At 59.3% G+C, this 14,918-nt stretch carries 13 protein-coding genes; 7 read left to right on the forward strand and 6 right to left on the reverse strand.

The features are described from left to right. Positions 1 to 4: 4 nt before the first annotated feature. From mdtD to yccS, 4 genes are all read left to right on the forward strand, one after another. Positions 5 to 1,432, forward strand: a complete 1,428-nt coding sequence (mdtD, locus tag AB4O12_RS19430; RefSeq protein WP_041476772.1) for a multidrug transporter subunit MdtD — start codon at positions 5 to 7, stop codon at positions 1,430 to 1,432. A 281-nt stretch (positions 1,433 to 1,713) separates the two neighbouring features. Continuing rightward, the gene (gene dbpA, locus AB4O12_RS19435; protein ID WP_024014613.1) at positions 1,714 to 3,099 is read left to right on the forward strand and encodes an ATP-dependent RNA helicase DbpA; all 1,386 of its coding nucleotides are present in this window, start codon (positions 1,714 to 1,716) and stop codon (positions 3,097 to 3,099) included. 153 nt (positions 3,100 to 3,252) lie between these two features. Then, the gene (locus AB4O12_RS19440; protein ID WP_460059544.1) at positions 3,253 to 4,431 is read left to right on the forward strand and encodes a BaiN/RdsA family NAD(P)/FAD-dependent oxidoreductase; all 1,179 of its coding nucleotides are present in this window, start codon (positions 3,253 to 3,255) and stop codon (positions 4,429 to 4,431) included. A gap of 230 nt (positions 4,432 to 4,661) precedes the next feature. Continuing rightward, positions 4,662 to 6,854, forward strand: coding sequence for a YccS family putative transporter (gene yccS, locus AB4O12_RS19445; protein ID WP_252868403.1), 2,193 nt, complete (start codon positions 4,662 to 4,664; stop codon positions 6,852 to 6,854). Between the two features lie 111 nt (positions 6,855 to 6,965). Here yccS and AB4O12_RS19450 read toward each other — a convergent pair whose 3' ends face one another. Continuing rightward, positions 6,966 to 7,703, reverse strand: a complete 738-nt coding sequence (locus AB4O12_RS19450) for a substrate-binding periplasmic protein (protein ID WP_041476775.1) — start codon at positions 7,701 to 7,703, stop codon at positions 6,966 to 6,968. 255 nt (positions 7,704 to 7,958) lie between these two features. On the opposite strand from AB4O12_RS19450, the gene AB4O12_RS19455 reads away from it, so the two are divergent. Then, on the forward strand, positions 7,959 to 8,411 hold the full coding sequence (locus AB4O12_RS19455; RefSeq protein WP_252868404.1) for a GNAT family N-acetyltransferase: 453 nt from the start codon (positions 7,959 to 7,961) through the stop codon (positions 8,409 to 8,411). A 118-nt stretch (positions 8,412 to 8,529) separates the two neighbouring features. Here the strand turns inward: AB4O12_RS19455 and AB4O12_RS19460 are convergent, their stop codons facing one another. From AB4O12_RS19460 to AB4O12_RS19470, 3 genes are read right to left on the reverse strand one after another with little or no spacing between them, the layout of a single operon-like run. Then, positions 8,530 to 8,826, reverse strand: coding sequence for a winged helix-turn-helix domain-containing protein (locus tag AB4O12_RS19460; protein WP_016772794.1), 297 nt, complete (start codon positions 8,824 to 8,826; stop codon positions 8,530 to 8,532). An 18-nt stretch (positions 8,827 to 8,844) separates the two neighbouring features. After that, positions 8,845 to 9,339, reverse strand: a complete 495-nt coding sequence (locus AB4O12_RS19465) for a YgjP-like metallopeptidase domain-containing protein (RefSeq protein ID WP_038861199.1) — start codon at positions 9,337 to 9,339, stop codon at positions 8,845 to 8,847. A 44-nt stretch (positions 9,340 to 9,383) separates the two neighbouring features. Further along, positions 9,384 to 11,507 carry a putative bifunctional diguanylate cyclase/phosphodiesterase gene (locus AB4O12_RS19470; RefSeq protein ID WP_041476777.1) on the reverse strand — a complete coding sequence of 708 codons (2,124 nt, stop codon included), beginning with the start codon at positions 11,505 to 11,507 and terminating at the stop codon, positions 9,384 to 9,386. 312 nt (positions 11,508 to 11,819) lie between these two features. Between AB4O12_RS19470 and AB4O12_RS19475 the strand changes: the two genes are divergently transcribed. Next, entirely contained in the window at positions 11,820 to 12,488 is a 669-nt protein-coding gene (locus tag AB4O12_RS19475; protein ID WP_016772792.1) for a polysaccharide lyase family 7 protein, read from the forward strand. A gap of 198 nt (positions 12,489 to 12,686) precedes the next feature. Here AB4O12_RS19475 and AB4O12_RS19480 read toward each other — a convergent pair whose 3' ends face one another. After that, positions 12,687 to 12,863, reverse strand: a complete 177-nt coding sequence (locus AB4O12_RS19480; protein ID WP_460059549.1) for a ubiquitin-like protein — start codon at positions 12,861 to 12,863, stop codon at positions 12,687 to 12,689. Between the two features lie 285 nt (positions 12,864 to 13,148). On the opposite strand from AB4O12_RS19480, the gene AB4O12_RS19485 reads away from it, so the two are divergent. Beyond that, positions 13,149 to 13,496 carry a hypothetical protein gene (locus AB4O12_RS19485; protein ID WP_137214280.1) on the forward strand — a complete coding sequence of 116 codons (348 nt, stop codon included), beginning with the start codon at positions 13,149 to 13,151 and terminating at the stop codon, positions 13,494 to 13,496. A gap of 214 nt (positions 13,497 to 13,710) precedes the next feature. Here the strand turns inward: AB4O12_RS19485 and fba are convergent, their stop codons facing one another. Continuing rightward, positions 13,711 to 14,775 carry a class II fructose-bisphosphate aldolase gene (fba, locus tag AB4O12_RS19490; protein WP_008081027.1) on the reverse strand — a complete coding sequence of 355 codons (1,065 nt, stop codon included), beginning with the start codon at positions 14,773 to 14,775 and terminating at the stop codon, positions 13,711 to 13,713. Positions 14,776 to 14,918: the final 143 nt, after the last annotated feature.

Here is a 14,918-nt window from a genome sequence, read left to right on the forward strand (position 1 = left end):
TTCCATGCCCAACCGCCCGCCTCTCGACGCCATCACCGCACGCTGGTTGCCGTGGGTCGTCGCCATTGCGTTCTTCATGCAGTCCCTCGACGGGACCATCCTCAATACCGCGCTGCCGGCCATGGCCAGCGATCTGGCCGAAGACCCGTTGCGCATGCAGGGCGTGATCATCGCCTACATGCTTACCGTGGCCCTGCTGATCCCGGCCTCCGGCTGGATCGCCGACCGCTTCGGCACCAAGAAAATCTTCTTCGGCGCGATTCTGCTGTTCAGCTTGGGCTCGTTGCTATGCGCGTTATCCAGCAGCCTGAGCATGCTCATCGGTGCGCGGGTGATTCAGGGCCTCGGCGGTGCGCTGATGTTGCCGGTCGGGCGGCTGGTGGTGCTGCGTGCGTACCCGCGCTCGGAACTGGTGCGAATCATGGGTTTCATCACCATTCCCGGCCTGCTCGGCCCGCTGATCGGCCCGACCATGGGCGGCTGGATGGTGGAATACGTGACGTGGCACTGGATCTTCCTGATCAATCTGCCGGTCGGGGTGATCGGTTGCTACGCGGTGTGGAAATTCATCCCCGACCTGCGCGGCACGGAGCGCACCCGCTTCGATAGCCTCGGCTTTCTGCTGTTCGGCGCAGCGATGATCCTCATCACCATCGCCATGGAAGGTCTTGGCGAACTGCACCTGCCGCACCTGCGGGTGATGCTGCTGCTGTTCGCCGGCATGGCCTGTCTCGCGGCGTACTGGCTGCGCGCCGGGCATATCGAGAATCCGCTGTTTGCGCCTTCGCTGTTCAAGACCCGCACGTTCGCCGTGGGCATTCTCGGCAACCTGTTCGCGCGACTGGGCAGCGGTGCTCTGCCATTTCTGGTTCCGCTGCTGTTGCAAGTGGCGTTGGGCTATTCGCCGTCGCAAGCCGGGATGAGCATGTTGCCGCTGGCCGCTGCGGCGATGGTCGCCAAGTGGGTCGCGCGGCCGCTGATCGAACGCCTCGGCTATCGCATCGTGCTCACCGGCAACACCCTGGCGTTGGGGATCATGCTGGCGAGCATGGGCCTGGTCAGCGAGCAGACGCCGTACTGGCTGCTGCTATGCCTGCTGGCGGTGCTGGGGGCAATCAACTCGCTGCAATTCACCGCGATGAATACGGTGACGCTGATCGACCTCGACGATGCCAGCGCCAGCAGCGGCAACAGTCTGCTGTCGGTGGTCGCGCAATTGTCGCTGAGCCTCGGCGTGGCCTGCGCCGGCGCGCTGCTCGGCGGCTTCACTGCGAAGGTCGGCAACGATGGCGTGGAAACCGTACTCGGTGCGTTCCAGCTGACCTTCGTCACGGTCGGCGTGATGGCGATGCTGGCGGCGACGATCTTCTCGCAACTGTCGAAGGAAGACGGGCGCCGGGCGAAACGTCCACAAGAACACATCGAACACTGATTCTGCTGAAGGAGTTCTTTGACTTCTGTGGCGAGGGGATTTATCCCCGCTGGGTTGCGCAGCAGCCCCAAAAAGGTTGGATGCGGTCAGCCTGATGAATCGAGGTGGCAGGTATTGGGGGTGCTGCGCACCCCATCGGGGATAAATCCCCTCGCCACAGATAAATCCCCTCGCCACAGGTAATCCCTGCCTCGGGTTCAATCGCTGTTCGTCCAGAACTGTCGAGGAAACCGGCACGGGGCTGCTACACTGCGCGACATTTTGTTTTGCAGGCCAGTCCCGTGACCACCATCGCCACCGCTTTTAATACTCTGCCGCTGTCCGCCGCCATGCTGGCTAACCTCGAATCACTCGGTTATGCCCAGATGACGCCGATCCAGGCGCAGAGCTTGCCGGTGATCCTCAAGGGGATGGACCTGATCGCCCAGGCCAAGACCGGCAGCGGCAAGACCGCCGCGTTCGGCATCGGCCTGCTCAACCCGATCAACCCGCGCTACTTCGGGTGCCAGGCGCTGGTGATCTGCCCGACCCGTGAGCTGGCCGACCAGGTGGCCAAGGAAGTCCGCCGTCTGGCCCGCGCCGAAGACAACATCAAGGTCCTGACCTTGTGCGGCGGCGTCTCGTTCGGCCCGCAGATCGCTTCGCTGGAGCACGGCGCGCACATCATCGTCGGCACCCCGGGGCGCATTCAGCAGCATTTGCGCAAGGGTTCGCTGGTGCTCGATGGCCTGAACACGCTGATCCTCGACGAAGCCGACCGCATGCTCGACATGGGCTTCTACGACGCGATCGAAGACATCATCATCAAGACCCCGGAGCGCCGGCAGACTCTGCTGTTCTCCGCGACCTACCCGGTGGGCATCAAGCAACTGGCCTCGAAATTCATGCGCGATCCGCAGACCGTCAAGGCTGAAGCCTTCCACGACGACACGCAGATCGAGCAGCGCTTCTACGAGATTTCCCCGGAAGAGCGCATGAGCGCGGTGACCAAAGTCCTGCACCACTTCCGTCCGGCGTCCTGCGTGGCGTTCTGCTTCACCAAGCAGCAAGTGCAGGAAACCGTCGATCACCTGACCGCCAAAGGCATTTCCGCTGTTGGCCTGCACGGCGATCTGGAACAGCGTGACCGCGATCAAGTACTGGCGATGTTCGCCAACCGCAGCACCTCGGTGCTGGTCGCCACCGACGTCGCAGCCCGTGGTCTGGATATCGATGCGCTGGACATGGTGATCAACGTCGAGCTGGCGCGCGATTCGGAAATCCACATCCACCGCGTCGGCCGTACCGGTCGCGCGGGCGAGAAAGGCATCGCCATCAGCCTGGTCGCGCCGTCCGAAGCGCATCGTGCGCAAGCCATCGAACAACTGCAGAAAGCGCCGCTGAACTGGGATCAGATCGACAACCTCAAGTCCCAGGGCCTGGCGCCGCTGCAACCGCCGATGACCACCCTGTGCATCGGCGCTGGCCGCAAAGACAAAGTGCGCCCGGGCGACATTCTTGGCGCACTGACCGGCGAAGCGGGCATTCCCGGTGCGCAGGTCGGCAAGATCGCGATCTTCGATTTCCAGGCCTACGTCGCTGTTGAGCGCACCGTGGCCATGCAGGCCTTGCAGCGCCTGAACGACGGCAAGATCAAGGGCCGCTCGTTGCGCGTACGCATTCTGTAAGCGATCTTCCATCCATAGGAGATCCCCTGTGGGAGCGAGCCTGCTCGCGAATGCAATCTGTCAGTCGACATCATTGTTGAATGACACAACGCTTTCGCGAGCAGGCTCGCTCCCACAGTTTGTTTTGTAGCGACCCACCAAGAGGACACCGTTTTGCGCTCTACCGAAGTCGTGATCATTGGCGCTGGCGCGGCCGGCTTGATGTGTGCCCTGACCGCCGCCGGGCGCGGGCGTCAGGTGTTGCTGCTCGACCACGCGAACAAGGCCGGCAAGAAAATCCTCATGTCCGGCGGCGGTCGCTGCAATTTCACCAACATGTACACCGAACCGAGCAATTTCCTCTCGCAGAATCCGCATTTCTGCAAATCGGCGCTGGCGCGTTACACCCAGTGGGATTTCATCGGTCTGGTGGACAAGCACGGTGTGCCGTACCACGAGAAGAAACTCGGCCAGCTGTTCTGCGATAACAAGTCCAGCGACATCCTCGGCCTGCTCCTTGATGAATGCGATCAGGCCGGCGTCGAGCTGCACCTGGACACCTCGATCCAGACCATCGAAAAAACCGACAGCGGCTACCTGCTCGACACCACCCTCGGTCAGGTCCAGTGCCAATCGCTGGTGATCGCCACCGGCGGCCTGTCGATTCCGACCCTGGGCGCTACCGGTTTCGGTTACCAGGTCGCCAAACAGTTCGGCCATGAACTGCTGCCGACCCGCGCCGGGCTGGTGCCGTTCACCATCACCGACCAGCTGAAGGAGTTGTGCACAGAGCTGTCCGGCACCTCGGTGGATTGTCTGGTCGGCTGCAACGAGCAGAGCTTTCGCGAGAACATCCTGTTCACCCATCGTGGCCTCAGTGGCCCGGCGATCTTGCAGATCAGTTCGTTCTGGGAGCCCGGCGACACGGTGGAGATCAACCTGCTGCCGGATCACGACGCCGCGAGCTGGCTGCAACAGCAAGTCGCCGAGCGTCCGAACAGCGAGTTGAAAACTTTGCTTGGCGAAATCTTCACCAAGAAGATGGCCAATCTGCTGGCGGACAACTGGTTTGTCTCCAAACCGATGAAGCAGTACACCCACGCCGAACTGGCGGAGATTGCCGAGAAGCTTGGCAGCTGGAAAGTCGTGCCGGCGGGGACTGAAGGCTATCGCACGGCTGAGGTGACCCTGGGCGGCGTCGACACCCGCGAGGTGTCGTCCAAGACCATGGAATCGCTGAAAAGCCCGGGCCTGTACTTTATTGGGGAAGTGCTCGACGTCACTGGGCATCTGGGCGGCTTCAATTTCCAGTGGGCCTGGGCCTCCGGTTACGCCGCCGCGCAGTACGCTTAACTCAAGGCCAAATACAAAACCCTGTGGGAGCGAGCCTGCTCGCGAATGCGGTGTACCAGTCGACATCAATGTTGAATGACACTCCGCTTTCGCGAGCAGGCTCGCTCCCACAATGGTTTGTGGTGTAAGTAAAAGGAACACTTTTTGCTGTCAGATGTGCTCGGCGCCATTGCGTCGGCGTCATTACTGGCTCAATTTAGCGGCATCGCCTCGGAAGGCCTTCGCACTTCATGTCCTCGACCTCGTTTCGTCAGTCTTTGCGGCGCCTGTGGGCGCTGGATAAATTCAGCTACAGCGTGCGGGTATTCATCGCCCTGACCGGCAGCATGGCGCTGTGCTGGTATCAGGATGAAATGGGCCTGCTGATCCCGTTGTTCCTCGGCATCATCGCCAGCGCCCTGGCCGAGACCGACGACAGTTGGCAGGGTCGTCTCAACGCCCTCGCGGTGACACTGGTGTGTTTCAGCATCGCCGCGCTGTCGGTGGAATTGCTGTTTCCCTACCCGATCATTTTCGCCGTGGCCCTGGCACTGGCCAGTTTCGGCCTGACCATGCTCGGTGCGCTGGGCGAGCGCTACGGTGCGATCGCCTCGGCGACGCTGATTCTGTCGGTGTACACAATGATCGGCGTTGATCAGCGCGGCGGCGCGGTCACTGATTTCTGGCACGAACCGATGCTGCTGGTCGCTGGTGCGGCGTGGTACGGCCTGCTCTCGGTGCTGTGGCAGGCGCTGTTTTCCAATCAACCGGTGCAGCAGAGCCTGGCGCGGCTGTTCCGCGAGCTGGGCCTTTATCTGAAGCTGAAATCTTCGCTGTTCGAGCCGATCCGGCAGATGGATGTCGAAGCCCGGCGGCTCGAACTGGCGCAGCAGAATGGCCGGGTGGTCGCCGCCCTGAACACGGCCAAGGAAATCATCCTGCATCGGGTCGGCAACGGTCGACCCGGCTCGAAAGTCAGCCGTTATCTGAAGCTGTATTTCCTCGCGCAGGACATTCACGAACGCGCCAGCTCTTCGCACTATCCTTACAACGCGCTGGCCGAGGCGTTCTTCCACAGCGACGTGCTGTTCCGCTGCCAGCGCCTGCTGCGCCAGCAAGGCAAGGCCTGCCGGGCGTTGGCCGAATCGATCCAGATGCGCCAGCCGTTCATCTATGACGCCAGTTTCGCCGAAGCCCTGAACGACCTGCATGCCTCCCTCGAACATTTACGCATCCAGAGCAACCCGGCATGGCGCGGCCTGCTGCGCTCGCTGCGCGCCTTGGCGGCCAACCTCGGCACCCTCGACCGACTGCTCAGCGATGCCAGCAACCCCGATGCCCTGGCGGACGCCACCGACAGCAGCCTGCTCGACCGCTCACCGCGTAATCTCAAGGACGTGTGGATTCGCCTGCGTACGCAACTGACGCCGACCTCGCTGCTGTTCCGCCATGCCCTGCGCCTACCGCTGGCACTGAGCATCGGCTACGGCATGGTGCACCTGATCCACCCGTCGCAAGGCTACTGGATCATCCTCACCACGCTGTTCGTCTGCCAGCCGAACTACGGCGCGACCCGGCGCAAACTCGGCCAGCGGATCATCGGCACGGCCATTGGCCTGACGGTGGCCTGGGCGCTGTTCGATCTGTTCCCCAACCCGGTGGTGCAATCGTGCTTCGCCATCGCTGCCGGTGTGGTGTTCTTTACCAACCGCACCACCCGCTACACCCTGGCAACGGCGGCGATCACGATCATGGTGCTGTTCTGCTTCAATCAGGTCGGCGATGGCTACGGGCTGTTCCTGCCACGGCTGTTCGATACCCTGCTGGGCAGCCTGATCGCAGGTCTGGCGGTGTTCCTGTTCCTGCCGGACTGGCAGGGTCGGCGCCTGAACAAAGTGCTGGCCAACACCCTGACCTGCAACAGCATCTACCTGCGCCAGATCATGCAGCAATACGCCGCCGGCAAAAGCGATGACCTCGCTTATCGCCTGGCCCGACGCAACGCCCATAACGCTGACGCGGCGCTGTCGACGACACTGGCGAACATGCTCATGGAGCCGGGGCATTTCCGTAAGGAGGCGGATGTCGGCTTCCGCTTCCTGGTGCTATCGCACACGTTGCTCAGCTATTTGTCAGGGCTCGGCGCGCACCGTGAAACACAGTTGCCAGCGGAGGTGCGCGAGCATTTGATCGAAGGCGCCGGGGTGAAACTGGCGACCAGCATCGACGAAATCGCCCAAGGCCTGGCGAGCAAGCAGCCGATTGCGATTCAGAGTGATGACGAGGAAGCGCTGGCCAATGAGCTGGAGCAGATGCCGGACGAGATTGATGAGGGGCAGCGACTGGTGCAGACACAATTGGCGCTGATTTGCCGGCAGTTGGGGCCGCTTCGGACGTTAGCGGCGCATTTGATCAAGGACACTGCCGAAATCAGCGGCGCCTGAGACGACGCGTTCGCGAGCAGGCTCGCTCCCACAGGGTATGCATTTCAAATTGTGGGAGCGAGCCTGCTCGAGAAGAGGTCATCAGCCACAAAGAAATTGCCGGATCACCCTTCACATTCCATGCCGCCGCAATAACTTCTCATAAGTCCCGTCAGCCTTCATCGCCTCGATCGCTCGATCAAACCCGGCGACGATCTGCTCATGCTGCGGATTCTTCAGGCTGACCAGAATATGCAGGCTGTTCTCACTCAACGGCTTGGGTAAAAACTCCACCGAATTGCGTACCTTGGCCGATTCCCGCGCCAGGTAATACTTCGCTACGTACTCATCTTCAAGCGTCAGCTTGACCCGATCCGCCGCGAGCATGCGCACGCCCATGGCGAAGTTGTGCACAGGGACTTTCTGCATCGCCGTATCCGCATCGAAAGGGGCGGAATAGGCATACCCGCGCACCACGGCAATCGGGTAAGTGTGCAGTTGCTCGAGATTGCTGTAGTCGATGGGTGCGTCTTTGCGCTTGAGGAAGCGGATGCGGTTGATCAGGTACTCACCGGAAAACTGACCGATCTGTGTGCGTTCGTCGTTGTACCAGGCATTGACCAGTACGTCGTAACGCCCCTCGCCAATCCCCAGCAATGCTCGCGCCCACGGCACTTGTTCGTAACCGCTGGCATAACCGGCGCGAGCCAGTGCGGTGCTGACAATGTCGGTGGCCAGTCCACCGTTGACCAGTGCATCGTCGGTAAACGGCGGCCAATTATCGAACGCCAGCCGCAGCTTCTGCGCCGCAGCATCCTGGCCCAGCACCAGCAGTCCGATCAAAGCAACGGCTTGAAGCAATCGCAGCATGCTTGAACATCCTCAGCGGGCAACCGCCCGACGTGGTTTCACGTCAAAACCAAAGGCCCCTTACCGGCAAAACCCAAGCATTGAACATTAGCTCATGGGAACCAGTGCGCAGTGCTCTTGAGCAGATTACACAAAGTCTCGGCGGCCGCGAGAAAGGAATGGTGGCATTTTGACCTTTATCACAGACTGTTGCGCCATACAGACATATGGCGCAGCTGCGCTTAGTATCGGGCGACATGGTCAAGGAATCGAAAAATGACAATCGAGTGGATCTGCAAACATCATCGTGATCTGGGCAAAGAGCAGTTGTACGCATTGTTGAAGCTGCGCTCTGATGTATTCGTGGTCGAACAGAAATGCGCCTACCCGGATCTCGACGGCCAGGATCTGGAGGGCGATACCCATCACCTGATGGGCTGGGAGGATGATCAGTTGATGGCTTATCTGCGCCTGCTGGACCCGGAATCACAGGGCGGCGACGTGGTGATTGGCCGCGTGGTGACCGCGCCCGCCGGCCGTGGCAAAGGGCTGGGCCACGCGATGATGGAACAGGCGCTGAAGCAGGCCGAAAAGCACTGGCCGCAGGTGCCGATCTATTTGTCGGCGCAGGCGCATCTGCAGGGGTATTACGGCAGGTACGGGTTTGTCGTGGTGGGTGAGGAATATCTTGAGGATGACATTCCACATATCGGCATGCGTCGTTCTTGAGGGCCTCATCGCTGGCAAGCCAGCTCCCACAGGTTCATCGCTCGTTCACGAAAACCGTGTTCGCTGGAGATCCCTGTGGGAGCTGCCAGCGATTGCGTCAGTTCAGGCGCGGCTGGATTCAGGGGTATTCCAGCACCGCTTTTATCTGCCGCAAATTGCGCTCGATCCATCCGCGATCAATCGCTCCCCACTCACGAATCCGATAGCGCCCGGCATGATTGCGTGCGCCCTCTTCCTGTTCGAACTCGCAGATGATGTCCAGATCGGCCAGCGCGGCAATCGTGTCCTGCGCCGTGCGTCGCGGCATGCCAGTGACTTCGGTCAGCGTCGGCACACTCGGCGCCAGGCCGCTATCGATGAGATAAGCCACGTACAAACGGCGATAGAAACTGCTTTTGGTCTTGCTGACGTCCATCCACACCTTCCTGATTGGTCAAGCCTGCATATCCCGCCACGTCAGGTACACACGCAGATCGAACTCGATCTGGTGATACCCCGGCAGCATGTGCTCGCACAGTTTATAGAACGCCTTGTTGTGATCCGATTCCTTGAAGTGCGCCAGCTCGTGCACCACGATCATCTTCAGAAAATCCGGCGCGGCGTCCTTGAACAGCGCGGCGATGCGGATTTCCTTGTTGGCCTTGAGCTTGCCGCCCTGCACCCGTGACACCGTGGTGTGCAGACCGAGCGCGCGGTGGGTCAGGTCGAGGCGGTTGTCGAACAGCACTTTGTCGATGGCCGGCGCATTGCGCATGTACTGCTGCTTGAGATCCAGCGCGTAGCTGTACAAGGCCTTGTCGCTCTGCACGTCGTGTCGCCCTGAATAGCGCTGATTCAGGTATTCACCCAGACGCCCTTCGGCTATCAGTTGGCGCACCTGATCCTGCAATTGCGCGGGGTAGGCCTGGAGGTACTTCAACACAGTCATGGACAAGCGACGCGGTTCGAAAAAGGTCCGCCAGTGTAGCGAATTCAACCGGGCAGCGCGCTCCAGTCAAACGGTTCGACGAAGCTGACCGCGTCTTCGGCGATCAACGGCCGCGCGACGAGGAAGCCCTGCACGTATTCGCAGCCATGGGCTTGCAGCCACTGATATTGCTCGAGGGTTTCCACTCCTTCGGCGATCACCAGCAGACCGTATTGCTTGCACAGGTCGATGACCATGCGCACCAGCGCCGCATCACGAGGCGAGTCCGGCAGGCGCGCGATCAAGTGGCGGTCGAGCTTCAGCGTGTCCAGCTCCAGATCGCGCAGATGCGCCAGCGAACACGGCCCCGAACCAAAATCATCCAGCGCCACGCGCACCCCGAGATGACGCAGCAGCCGCAGTTGCTTGCGGGTTTCGTCCGGGTCTTGCATCAACGCTTCTTCGGTGACTTCGACTTCCAGTTGCCGCGGTTGCAGCGCATGGCGTTCCATGACTTGACGCAATTCAGTGACCAGATTCGGCAGGCCGAACTGGGTATTGCTCAGGCTCACGCCGAGCACCAGATCTTCAGCGAACAAGGTTTCCCAGGCTTTACGCTGACCGGCGCCACGGTGATAGATCCAGCTGCCGAGGCGACTGATCAAGCGCGCCTCTTCCAGCAAAGGCAGAAACAACCCCGGCGGCACATCGCCGACGCTCGGATGCTGCCAGCGCAGCAACGCCTCGAACCCACGGATCTGTCCGCTGCCGATCGCCACCTGCGGTTGATAGACCAGATTGAAATCGCGATTCTCGATGGCCTCACGCACGCTGTCTTCCAGCATCAGACGCGAGCGTGCGCGGCCGTTCATTTCAGGGTCATAGAAACGATATTGCTGACGCCCGGCGCGCTTGGCCTCGTACATAGCGATGTCCGAGGCGCGCAGCAAGCCGTCCAGATTGCGCCCGCAGTCAGGATAGGTGGCGATGCCGATACTGGCGCCAAGAACGATATCCAGACCTTCGATCTGCTGACACACCGATACCCGTTCGATGAGTTTTTCGGCAATCTTCGCCGCTTGCTCGGGGAATTCCAGATCCAGCAGCGCGGTGAATTCATCGCCGCCCATGCGCGCGAGAATATCGAACGGCCGCAGGCACGCTTTCAATTGCTCGGAAACCCAGCGCAACACGCGGTCGCCGGCATCGTGACCGAGAGAATCATTGACCCGCTTGAAGCCATCGAGATCGAGGTAGAGCAGCACCCAGCTGCTGTCGCTGCGCTCGCCGCGCAACAGCAGGTTTTCGACGGTCTGGTAGAACCCGCGCCGGTTGAGCAGCCCGGTCAGCGGATCGGTTACCGCCTGGAATTCCAGTTGCTGGTGCAAGTGACGCACCACCGACATGTCCAGCACCGTCACCACCATCGCATGCTGTTCCGAGGGCAGCGGTGCGCAGGACAAGGCCACCGGCACTTGCTGCCCAGGCGCGGTGCGCAACAACGCATCATGCAGGCGCAGGGTTTCCCCGCGTTGGTAGCCGGCGTAGAACTCGGAATCGGCCCACAGGGGAATATGTGGCTTCTGCAGGAAATCGAGAAACTCCTTGCCTTCCAGATCCTTCACCGGCGCATTGAGCAGTCGCGAAATCGCCGGGTTGGCGAAGCGGATCACGCCGTCCTCGCTCAACACCAGAATGCCTTCGGCGGCGTTGTCCAGCACCGAGGCATTGAAAGCGCGCGCCACTTCCAGGTCATGACTCAGGCGTTGCAGGGCACGGCGATTGCGCTGGTGCTCGAGTAGCGCCTGGACTTTGGGCTTGAGAATTTGCGGATCGAACGGCTTGAACAGGTAATCCACCGCGCCACTGGCATAGCCCTTGATCACGGCATCCTGGGATTGCTCGTTGGCGGTGAGGAAAATGATCGGTGTCAGCCGCGTACGCTGGCTGCCGCGCATCAAGCGCGCGACCTCGAAACCGTCCATGCCGGGCATCTGCACATCGAGCAGGACCAGGTCGATGTCGTGTTCGAGCAAAAGGTTCAGCGCCTCGAAACCCGAGGCGGCGGTCATCACGTGCCAATCCTGACGCTGCAGCAACGCGCGCATGCTGATCAGATTTTCGGGGTAATCATCGACGATCAAAAGGACCGAGCTGCCTTCACCTGGCTGGGGTTGCGCGCATTCCATGCTGCTTCTCTTATCGGGACCGGTTGCCGGCAAAACCATAGACGTACTGAGCCTTCACTCTAGACGCGGATCAGTGAAAGCAGAAGCTGTCATCCCGCCATCATTTAAACAATGCTCAACCCAGCCGACTAACGGTCACCGCTACAGCCCCCGAAAACCGGGCGGGATGGCATTTCGACAGGACTTTGACGTCAAGTAATCGCCGGACGGGCATTAACAAAAATTGCCGCTACGCTTATAAAGACGCCCGAAAACGCGCGGGCTAGAGCTTCTGGCACCGACGTTCCGGATGAATTGATTGGAAGAACCGTCATGATCGACCTCGCAACCTGGAACCTCAGCGTTCCTGTTGGCAGCCCGCCGTACACCGTTGAAACCTCGAAACTGGTGGATGGCTTCAAGGATCAGTACTTCCATTCCGATACCGGCACCCTGTTCTTCTGGTCCCCGGTGACTGGCTCGAAAACCGAAAACGCCATCTACCCGCGTACCGAACTGCGCGAAACCTACAGCAACGGCACCCTGCGCAACTGGTACTACCCGGACGCCGACAACCTGCTGCGCGCCACCCTCGCAGTGAACAAGGTGCCGAGCTCGGGCAAGATCGTCATCGGCCAGATTCACGCGTACGAAAGCCAGCGGCCGATGGTCAAGCTCGAATACCAGTACAAGGAAAAAACCCAGACCGGCAATCTGGTGATCAAAGTGCGCATGCGCCCGGACGACGCCGAAAGCCGCGTCATCACCCTCGCCACCGGCGTCAAGCTTGATCGCGAATTCAACTACCTCATCCACTTGAGCCCCGGCGGTGCCCTGGGCGTGAGTGCGGCGGGCTATCAGTGGGACTCCCAGATCAGCGCGACCTGGCGCGACAAGCCGCTGTACTTCAAGGCCGGCGTGTATGTGCAGGACAACACCGGCTATACCAGTGAGGGTGGACAGGTGACGTTTACCAAACTGGATATTGATCACGACAAGTAGCTTACGTCCTCCTGTAAGAGCCACTGCGGGCTACGATCTTTTGATTGTTTTGGATGCTGAAAAGACAAATCGAAAGATCGCACCTCAGCGAGATCGGATTGATCTTCAAAATCCTTTCCGCATCACCGGACGTTCAATAACCGGATCTACAGCTCGGCGGTCACAAAAAACAATACAGCGGAAGCCGTGATTACCGTTCTACCATCTAAGGACCAAGTCAAAAACTGCTCCTTTTTTCTTGTAGTCAGACAATGCTCGACCATCGTCGAGCTGTTTGCCAGCAAAAATCAGGCGTTGCTGATCGGGTGAAATACCCTCTTTATCTTGAATTTTTGCTTTTACGTTTTCTATGGTGTCCAACGGCTCAGCATGCACCAGACCTATTGAATAATGTTAAATAGCATCTATGACCTTCATCGACAAAGGGACCGATAAAGGGGACACGCCGATACATCGAACTCCTCCAGTAACCCCGCAGACTATTTCACTGGCTCATCCCACAGATCAAAAAATTAAGTCCGCACGCATCATCCATAGCTAAATATTATAAATAACTGTCATTTATATCAGGTTACCTGCAAGCCTTTCTTGCCTAATCTCATGAACGCAATAGGAGACATCCTATTTGACTTTAATACTCGAATGCAGAAGGTGAACATCATGAAAACTTACAATGGCTTCGTATTCAACGCTAGTGAGCAACATGCCGCCACACTTAAATTTGACGATCTAGGCCAGCAAAACGGCAATATAAGCAAAGGCTACATGGACTATTGCGGACTAGATTTCATCGTCACTGGCACCTATACAAAACCCACCAGGTCTTTTAATCTTCAAGCGAAATCAGATGCCACGAAAAGAGATGAGCTTAACCATGGCCCAAGCTCTCTCTCGATCAAGATGAAATCGTCTGACGGGACCGACAGCTACTTGGAAGGTACAGTTAAAGTTGAATCAGGTGGGCCGAATGTCGGCCAGACATACGGAATCAAATTCACAAGAAGCTGACTTTTTTATTACCGATAAAACTGGATAAATCAGTTAACCTCAACGTTTATCTCATCCTTCCGATGACGCGGATAGATCGCCTCCAGCGAGATCTGCTGAATCTTCGAAGCATTATAAATTGCTCTTACTTTAAATCACTTCGTCAGGCGTAATAGTTGCCCACAAAAAACCCGCCTCTCGGCGGGTTTCTTTTTAATCAGCTCAACCCTCAGGCTCAGTTGACCTTGGCGTTCAACTCACCCTTCAGATAACGCTGGTACATCGCTTCCAGCGAGATCGGTTTGATCTTCGAGGCATTACCGGCAGTACCGAACGCTTCATAACGAGCGATACATACATCGCGCATTGCAGTCACGGTTGCGCCGAAGAATTTACGTGGGTCGAATTCGCTCGGGTTGGTGGCCATCAGGCGACGCATGGCGCCAGTGGAGGCCAGGCGCAGGTCGGTGTCGATGTTGACCTTGCGCACGCCGTGCTTGATGCCTTCGACGATCTCTTCAACCGGGACGCCGTAGGTTTCTTTGATGTCGCCGCCGTACTGGTTGATGATCGCCAGCCACTCTTGCGGAACCGAAGACGAACCGTGCATCACCAGGTGGGTATTCGGGATGCGCTTGTGGATTTCCTTGATGCGGTCGATCGCCAGCACGTCGCCGGTGGGTGGCTTGGTGAACTTGTAGGCGCCGTGGCTGGTGCCGATGGCGATGGCCAGGGCGTCGACCTGGGTGCGCTTGACGAAGTCAGCGGCTTCTTCCGGGTCGGTCAGCATCTGGCTGTGATCCAGAACGCCTTCAGCGCCGATGCCGTCTTCTTCACCGGCCATGCCGGTTTCCAGCGAACCCAGGCAACCCAGCTCGCCCTCTACCGAAACGCCGCAGGCGTGAGCCATGGCCACGGTTTGTTGGGTAACGCGGACGTTGTAGTCGTAGTCGGTCGGGGTCTTGCCGTCTTCGCCCAGCGAGCCGTCCATCATTACCGAGCTGAAGCCCAGTTGAATCGAACGCTGGCAGACGTCAGGGCTGGTGCCGTGGTCCTGGTGCATGCACACCGGGATGTGCGGAAATTCTTCGATCGCGGCCAGGATCAAGTGACGCAGGAACGGTGCGCCGGCGTATTTGCGGGCGCCGGCCGAAGCCTGGACGATCACCGGGGAGTCAGTCTTGTCAGCGGCTTCCATGATGGCGCGCATCTGCTCAAGGTTGTTGACGTTGAAGGCTGGAACGCCGTAGCCGAACTCGGCTGCGTGGTCCAGCATCTGGCGCATGCTGATAAGTGCCATTGTGTGTGTCTCTCCCGGTTGAGGGTCGTTGATCGTGCCAGCCTGCCGGAGCGGCGGCGGCTATTCAAGTTAATGCAGATCGGGGGTTGAGGCCCGACCTGGTGATTCGGTAAAGCAAATTCCAAGAACTACACAGATCCCCT

Source organism: Pseudomonas sp. S2_A05, assembly GCF_054668485.1.